This is a genomic window from Bradyrhizobium sp. P5_C11_2 (genome assembly GCF_054049755.1).
Map to the genome: position 1 here is coordinate 1 of NZ_JBFULT010000357.1, position 7,856 is coordinate 7,856.

At 65.6% G+C, this 7,856-nt stretch carries 8 protein-coding genes; 6 read left to right on the forward strand and 2 right to left on the reverse strand.

Annotation, left to right across the window (positions count from 1 at the left end; genetic code table 11):
- From ACXJL8_RS27340 to ACXJL8_RS27360, 5 genes are all read left to right on the forward strand, one after another.
- Nucleotides 1-491 (forward strand): molybdopterin-binding protein (locus tag ACXJL8_RS27340; protein WP_456685912.1); only part of this gene is annotated, 491 nt, incomplete at its 5' end.
- A 175-nt stretch (nt 492-666) separates the two neighbouring features.
- Nucleotides 667-1,362: a transcriptional repressor LexA gene (gene lexA / locus ACXJL8_RS27345; RefSeq protein ID WP_456622492.1), complete on the forward strand. Its 696-nt coding sequence runs from the start codon at nt 667-669 to the stop codon at nt 1,360-1,362.
- A 184-nt stretch (nt 1,363-1,546) separates the two neighbouring features.
- Nucleotides 1,547-1,750, forward strand: coding sequence for a hypothetical protein (locus ACXJL8_RS27350; RefSeq protein WP_456622493.1), 204 nt, complete (start codon nt 1,547-1,549; stop codon nt 1,748-1,750).
- 194 nt (nt 1,751-1,944) lie between these two features.
- Nucleotides 1,945-2,373, forward strand: coding sequence for a hypothetical protein (locus tag ACXJL8_RS27355; protein WP_456622494.1), 429 nt, complete (start codon nt 1,945-1,947; stop codon nt 2,371-2,373).
- A gap of 217 nt (nt 2,374-2,590) precedes the next feature.
- Nucleotides 2,591-3,532: a GAF domain-containing protein gene (locus tag ACXJL8_RS27360; RefSeq protein WP_456685913.1), complete on the forward strand. Its 942-nt coding sequence runs from the start codon at nt 2,591-2,593 to the stop codon at nt 3,530-3,532.
- Nucleotides 3,533-3,541: 9 nt separating this feature from the next.
- On the opposite strand, the gene ACXJL8_RS27365 is transcribed toward ACXJL8_RS27360, so the two are convergent.
- On the reverse strand, nt 3,542-5,821 hold the full coding sequence (locus ACXJL8_RS27365; protein ID WP_456622496.1) for a ComEC/Rec2 family competence protein: 2,280 nt from the start codon (nt 5,819-5,821) through the stop codon (nt 3,542-3,544).
- A 95-nt stretch (nt 5,822-5,916) separates the two neighbouring features.
- Entirely contained in the window at nt 5,917-6,150 is a 234-nt protein-coding gene (locus ACXJL8_RS27370; RefSeq protein ID WP_271578145.1) for a DUF2171 domain-containing protein, read from the reverse strand.
- A 388-nt stretch (nt 6,151-6,538) separates the two neighbouring features.
- On the opposite strand from ACXJL8_RS27370, the gene ACXJL8_RS27375 reads away from it, so the two are divergent.
- Nucleotides 6,539-7,856: MFS transporter (locus tag ACXJL8_RS27375; RefSeq protein ID WP_456685914.1), on the forward strand; the 1,318-nt coding region annotated here is incomplete at its 3' end.

Below are 7,856 nucleotides of genomic sequence, written 5' to 3' on the forward strand. Positions count from 1 at the left end.
CCGACATCCTGATCACGACCGGCGGCGCCTCGGTCGGCGATCACGACCTGGTCCAGCCGGCGCTCAATGCCGAAGGCATCTCGATGGCGTTCTGGAAGATCGCGATGCGGCCGGGCAAGCCGATGATGAACGGACGGCTCGGCGCGATGCGCGTGATCGGCCTGCCCGGCAATCCGGTGTCGTCCTATGTGTGCGCCTTCCTGTTCATGGTGCCGCTGATTCGCGCGCTGTCGGGCCGCGAGATGATTCATCACCGCCGCGAGCGCGCGGTGCTCGGCCGCGACGTCGGGCCCAACGACGTGCGCGAAGACTATCTCCGCGCGCGTCTGGAGCGGCGTGAGGACGGCACGCTCGTCGCCCTTCCCGTCAATCATCAGGATTCCTCGCTGCTTGCGAATCTTGCTGCGGCACAGGCACTTCTCGTGCGCGCGCCGTTGGCGCCGAAGGCTGCTGCAGGCACGCCATGCGAGGTGCTGCTGCTGCCGGCCTGAACGCGTCGATCACACGCGTTCGGCGAACTTTGTCGCGTTCACGGTAAATTAAGCAGTTGCGGAACACATATCGAACATATAGTGTCCGTTCATGATTTGTTTCGAGCATCTGGCGGCTCGCCGCTGAATTCACCGTCTCGGAATCGAACGACATCAACCGGGGGATTTGGTCGAGATGTTAACGCGCAAACAATACGAGCTTCTGCGGTTCATCAGCGAGCGTCTGAAGGAAAGCGGCGTGCCGCCCTCCTTCGACGAGATGAAGGACGCGCTCGATCTGCGCTCGAAATCAGGCATCCATCGCCTGATCACCGCACTCGAGGAGCGCGGCTTCATCCGGCGCCTGCCCAACCGCGCCCGCGCCATCGAGGTGATCAAGCTGCCCGAGCTCCAGGCGGCCGCCGGAAGCCGGCGCGGCTTCACGCCGAGCGTCATCGAAGGCAATCTCGGCAAGGTGCGCTCCAACGCGCCTGCGGACGACGGCGAGCGCCCCGTGGCGGTGCCGGTGATGGGCCGCATCGCGGCCGGCACGCCGATCGAGGCGTTGCAGACCCGCAGCCACACCATCAGCGTACCGCCGGACATGCTCGGCTCGGGCGAGCACTATGCGCTGGAAGTGCGCGGCGATTCGATGGTCGAGGCCGGCATCCTCGACGGCGACATGGCGCTGATCCAGCGCAATGAGACCGCCGATACCGGCGACATCGTCGTGGCCCTGATCGACGACGAGGAAGCCACGCTGAAGCGCTTCCGCCGTCGTGGCGCCTCGATCGCGCTCGAGCCCGCCAATGCCGCCTATGAGGTCCGCATCCTGCCGCCGAACCGGGTCAAGATCCAGGGCAAGCTGATCGGGCTGTACCGCAAGTACTGAGCTGATCCGGCGGTCATTCGATACCCATTGGAGCGGACGGATTGGGAGCGGACGGATTGTCCGCTCCGGCTGGATAGTCTTTCTGGTTTTGCACAGATTATCCGGCCACCTCTCCGGCGCTAGATCCTCGGCACGCCGCACGAAGCGCTTGGCTTCGCGGCCTTGAGAGACCGAGGAGACAACCATGCGCAAGATCGTTTTGAGTGTGCTCGCAACTGCGTTGATCGCCGGCACCGCGCCGCAGGCCTTCGCCGCACAGCCGCACCGCCATGCCCACAACAAGGAGACCGCGGTCAGCGCGCAATTGCGCAATGCCCGCAACGCCGTCGAGCAGACGTCGCAACCGAGCTGGCAATATTCGGGATGGTCGGCACCGGCCGGACGCTGACCTTTGTGTCCGGCGTAATGCACGAAAGCGGACTTTGTTCCTGCTCGATTCGGAAAAGATAATGTGATCGCGGGCTGCGGACCCAAGCCGCAGATTTGCCTACAACCAAGAACACGCTAACATGCTTCCACTCTGATCGAGGCCTGTGCCTCTGAAAGAGGCGCGGGTCGCTATCCTTGAACGAGGAGCACCCGATGTGTGACTACAGCCTGCATGCCGTCGCGACGCGCCCGGCCGAAGTCGGCGAGACGATCGTCACGACAACCTTCCGCGGCACCTCGACGCGCGGCTTCGCCTCCGAAGCCGATCTCTCCGTCGCGGTCTGCCTGCTGCCGGGAACGGAGCTCGCCTTCGCCGACAACGTCCGCTACGACAATCGCTGGATCTGGACCCGCACCATCAACTCGCGCGTCGGCAAGTTCGGCAAGATCGATCCGCACATCCCCGACCGCCATCATGACGCGATCGAGTTTCCCGACGGCAAATACGTGCTGGTGACGCAGCTCGTCGAAGGCCAGCGCGCAACCGTGCTGCAACTGCCGGTGACACAGCCGCTTGGCGAGCACAAGCCGCAGGTCGTCGCCGACAATCGGCCGACCATCACGCGCCTGCCGATCGGCTGACGCGGCTGTCTCCTGGCCGACAGATCAAGCGCCAGGATCGAAACCGCCATCGCCGGCCGCGGCCGGCGAGATGGGGGTGGTTTGCATCGAGCGAAATCCGACCGGATCGACCGCCAGCCCGCCGCACGAAGTTTGCGCTGCCCTGCCTGAATTTTGAACGTCCGTTCCGCAAGCAAATGGCCGATGCTGTTGCGGCTTGAGGCGGCGGACACGTTCGATGAAAACCTTCATTCGCGTCGTTGAACTCTGGGTGCCCGACCGGACGCGGATGCGGCTGGAATTCGGCGGCGGCCTCTACAGCGAAGGCCTGTCCGCATTCAAGGCCGTGAGCGAGGATTTGYGCTTCGGATATGACGAGGGCCTGCCCGGCAAGGCCTGGGCGAGCGGTCATCCCGTGATCYTCACCAAATTCGCCAATTCCTATTTCAAGCGCACCGATCAGGCCGTCGCGGCCGGCCTGACCTGCGGCGTGGCGGTGCCGGTGTTTGCCGGCGAATTTTTGCAAGCGGTCATGGTGCTGTTCTGCGGCGACGACGAGGCGCATGTCGGCGCGATCGAGCTCTGGCACAACGACGCCGCGGTCTCGTACGAGATGGGGCTGGTCGACGGCTATTACGGCACCGCCGACATGTTCGAGTTCAACTCGCGCCACACCAGATTTCCGCGCGGCTTCGGCCTGCCCGGACGCACCTGGAAAGCCGGCCTGCCACTGATCATCAAGGAGTTGCACGACGCCAAGAGTTTTCTGCGCTGGGAGGACGCCGCCAAGGTCGGGATCAATCTCGGCGTCGGCGTGCCCTACCGGACCGGCACCGACCAGACCTGGGTCCTGACATTCCTGTCCGCGCAGGCCACCCCGATTGCGCGGCGCTTCGAGATCTGGGTCCCGAACGAGGCCCGTACGGCGCTGGTGTTTCGCGCCGGCGATTGCAGCGCGCAGACCGACCTCGCCGCGCTCTATGCGACGACATCGATCGCCAGGGGCGACGGCAGCATCGGCGGGGCCTGGGCCACCGGCATGCCCGCGCTCAACGACGATCTCGCGCAGGACGGCTCGATCGCGGCCGCGGAGGCGCGCGCAGCCGGATTGAGCCGGATGGTGGTCCTGCCGGTGATCGGGCACGCAGGTCTCAACGCCATGCTGGCCTGGTATCTGTAGGCGTTCAGCTCAGTCCTCGGCCTGCAAGTCGGCCTCCGACGGCGTTGCGTCCTTGCTGCGGGGCGCGGCCGTCTTCGGCGCAAGGCTGCCGTCGAAATCCCCCTCGCCGGCCGCGGCCGGCGACCATGGGCGGTTGGTGCCTCTCGCCCGTACCGCCTGAACCGCAAATCCATCGCCGCGCTGGGTCAGCGCCAGCGCGCCCTGCCGCGCCAGACGCTGCCGATCGACCACCATCGCGGCGCAATCCGGCGAGGCGGGCCGCGCCGTCACCACCAGCGCGGCGCGGCTGCAATCATCCGCCAGCGCGTCGACGCGCAGCGCCAGCGCAACCAGGCGCCCGTCGGCGAGCGGCGTCACGCAGCCCAGCTCGTCGCACGACACGCCATCACCGAACGAAGTGCTGCCGGCGTCGCGGGGATCGGCATCGGCGGCGAGCCACTCCTTGAGCAGGAAGCTGTCCTTGCCGGCCCTGATCAGGTGGAGGCGCCCGTCCCTGCCGCGCACGGCGACGCTCTGGCCGTCACCGGCAATCAGAATATCGGGCTGCCGGACCGACGGCCCCCAGACGATCGCGGCCAGCAGCACCAGCGCGCCGGACCAGCGCAACGGCGTGCGCAACAGACCCATCAGGATGATGCCGAGGCTCGCCGCGATCAGCGGCGCAATGCCGAAGGCGCTGATGCGGCCGACCGCGCCGGGCAGCGCGGCCACCCAGCGCGAGACCGCGACCATCCAGTCGATGCCGACCCCCATCAGCCACCAGAACACGCTGTCGAGCCCGAACGGCGCCGCGAGCAAGCCCAGCAACCCCGCCGGCATCACCAGCGCCGAGACCACCGGCATGGCGCCCAGATTGGCGAGCACGCCGAACGGCGTGACGCGGTGGAAGTGGAAGGCGGCATAGGGCGTGGTCGCAAGCCCCGCGATCAGCGAGGCCAGGAACAACATCGCGATCTCGCGGCCGCCCCACATCGCGATCCGCGCGGTCGCGGAATGATCGGGCGAGGCGAACAGGTTCGGCATGCCGATCTGCACCAGCGCGACCAGCCCGAGCGTTGCCGCAAACGACATCTGGAAGCTCGGATGCACCAGCGCTTCGGGTGCGACCGCCAGCACGATCAGCGCGGCCACGGCCAGCGTGCGGAAGGTGATGGCGCGGCGATCGACCATGACCGCGATCAAAACCACCGCCGTCATGAAGAACGATCGTTGCGTGGCAACCTCCGCGCCCGAGAGCAGCAGATAGAACGCGGCCGCGACCAGCGCCGCAGCCGCCGACCATTTCTTGATGGCGAAGCCGACCGCCAGTCCCGGGATCAGGGCGAGCAGCGCCCGCACCGCGAAGAAGACGACGCCGGCGACCACCGCCATGTGATAGCCGGAGATCGAGAGCACGTGGCCGAGCCCCGAGATGAACATCGCGTCGTTGACGGGCGTGGTGATCGCATCGCGCCGCCCGGTCAGCAGCGCGGTCGCGATCGCGCGGTTGTCGCCATCAAGGATCGTGCGGATGCGTGCGTCGATCGCATCGCGCAGGCCCTGCATGACGGCGGAATAGCGCAGCCGCAAGCCGCCGGCATCCGGCGGCACCGACGCCGTGATCGCACCCATCACGAAGCCGGAGGCGCCGATGCCCTGGAAGAACATGTCGCGGGAGAAATCGTAGCTGCCGGGACGCACCGGCGACAGCGGCGGCATCAGCCGCGCCTTCAACTGCACGAAGCTGCCGACCTCGGGCGCCGTGCCCTTGCGCACCGACAGCCGCACGCGCTCCAGCTTGACGTCGCTGCGCTGCGCCTCCATCGCGGTCACGCGCAGCACGAAGCGGTCGGTGCGCTCGCGGATGTCGCGGGTCTCGACGAAGCCCGACAGCGACACGGAATAGAGCGGCTTGGCCAGCACGACGTGGGCGATGCGCGCGGTCTTCCAGGTCGCGATCGCAAGGCCGGCCGCGACCGCCGCAATCATGATGGCCGGCGCGAACATCCGGCTTCGCCGCAACAGCACGGCCGCGAGCGTGAGCCCGACCGCGGTCGCAGCGACGACCCAAAGCACCGGCTCGTGATCGGCAGCAAAGTAGAGCGCGATACCACCGCCGAAGGCGACAGGGACCCACGGCAACAGCCGCCCGGCGCCGGCTTCCGCCTTGGCCCATCCGCGCAATGTCTCGACGATTGCCGGCCAAACGCCAAAGCTCGCCGGCACAAACCCACCAGCGGACGCGGGTCGGCCCACAGGCCAAGTCCCCGCGATCCCCTGCGACCGTACTGGCCGCCCCGGCTCCGCCATTCCCTGCACCTTGCGATACGCGACGGACGCGGAGGCTACCGGAACGTGCGGGCGGGCGGATAGCGGTACGGATCAGGAACGAGCGGCGGCGGGCGCTACTTTTCCTCTTCCATCGTCACGGCCACCGCCGCCTTGGCCGAGAGCCGGACCTTGTTGCCTTCGACGTCGGCGACGAGGCCCTTGTCGATGAAGTGATGATGGCCCCTGTGGCTGCCCTCGCCGCTGTCCTTCTTGGTCAGCTTGATCCGATGGCCCTCGACCTTGTCGACGGTGCCGATGTGGACGCCGTCGGCGCCGATGACTTCCATATGCTCTGCGATGTTCTGCATGGTGGGCTCCCTTTTCTGGATCCCTCACAACGCCTGAGATGTCTTTCCGTTCGCTGCTCACCAGAAGTCGCGGACAATTCGAGCCCTTGCGATCTCTTTCGCAAAACGCCGCATGTCAGATCGATTGAGCCGAAAGTCTCATAAGTTGCCAGCCCGTGGTGGGATTACACTACGGTTCCCCGCCTCCCCGACAGACGGGCAGGCAGTGGTGGCTCGCGGTTCTAAGGCCGCCGGAGCTCGTCTCAGGTGGCGCAAGACGCGCCTGAGGTCGGACGTTGCCGACGCAACTCTTTGAATCGGCGCCTGCAACGCCGCGCATCACGCTCTCCGCGAGAAGATCGACCGCTGAAGCAAGCGAGGAGACGTTTTGAAGCCATAGGAGGCGCACATGCAGGTACCGAGCGATTTTCGCCGCGTGATCATCGCTGCGTCGGTAGGAAACATCATCGAATGGTATGATTTCTATATCTTTGGCARCCTGGCCGCAGTTCTATCGGTCAAGTTCTTTGAGCAGTCCCACCCCGTCGCCGCCCTGCTCAGCACGATCGCGCTGTTCACGGCAGGATTTCTGATCCGTCCGCTGGGGGCATTCCTGTTCGGATGGATGGGTGACCGGGTCGGCCGCAAATATACGTTTCTCATCACGCTCAGCGGAATGGGACTGGGCACGGGAGCGATCGGATTGATCCCAACCTACCAGTCGATCGGGCTGGCGGCTGCGTTCCTTCTCTTCGGCTTGCGCATGATCCAGGGGCTGTGCCTCGGCGGCGAATATGGTGGCGCCATCACCTATGTTGCCGAGCATGTGCCTGACGACAAGCGCGGCTACTACACCGGCTGGCTACAGACCTCTCCGACTCTCGGGATCGTGGTGTCGCTCGCAGTCATCGTTCTGACCCGAACCTATGCCGGCAATCAGGCCTTCGACGAATGGGCGTGGCGCGTTCCGTTCCTGCTGTCCTTCCTGCTGGTGGCCATCGCGATCTATATCCGCCTCCAGCTCCAGGAGACGCCGATCTTCCAGGAGATCAAGGCCCGCGGACAGATGACGAGGAATCCGTGGAAGGAGGCCTTCCTCAGTTCGAACATCAAATACATCGGGATCGCCATCGTGGTCCTGATCGGACAGGGCGTGGTCTGGTACAGTGGTCAATTCTGGGCGCTGTACTTTCTGCAGCAGGTCTCCAAGGTGGACCCGGTGACCTCGGCCTACATCGTGGGAGCCGCGCTGCTCATTGCAACGCCGAGCCTGATCTTCTTTGGCTGGCTGTCAGATCACATCGGCCGCAAGCCGGTGATCCTCGGAGGTATGCTGCTCGCCGCGATCACCTACTATCCGCTGTATCTGTGGCTGGGATCGGTCACGCAGCCCGGAAACATCAACTATCCGATCGCGATCTTCATCATCTTCATCCTCGTTTGCTATGTCGGGATGGTGTACGGGCCGGTCGGCGCGTTTCTGGCGGAATTCTTCCCCGCCAGGATCAGGTACACGTCGGTCTCCGTGCCGTACCACATCGGCAACGGTTGGGGTGGCGGATTGGTGCCGTTCATCACCTCGGCGGCATTCGCCGCGACCGGCAGCATCGGCTACGCACTGATCTACCCGATCGTGGTCCCCGCGGTGTGCTTCGTGCTCGCTGTCTTCCTGATGCCGGAGACGCGCAAGATCAGCATCTGGCAACCGATCGAGCCCAGAGCCGCAT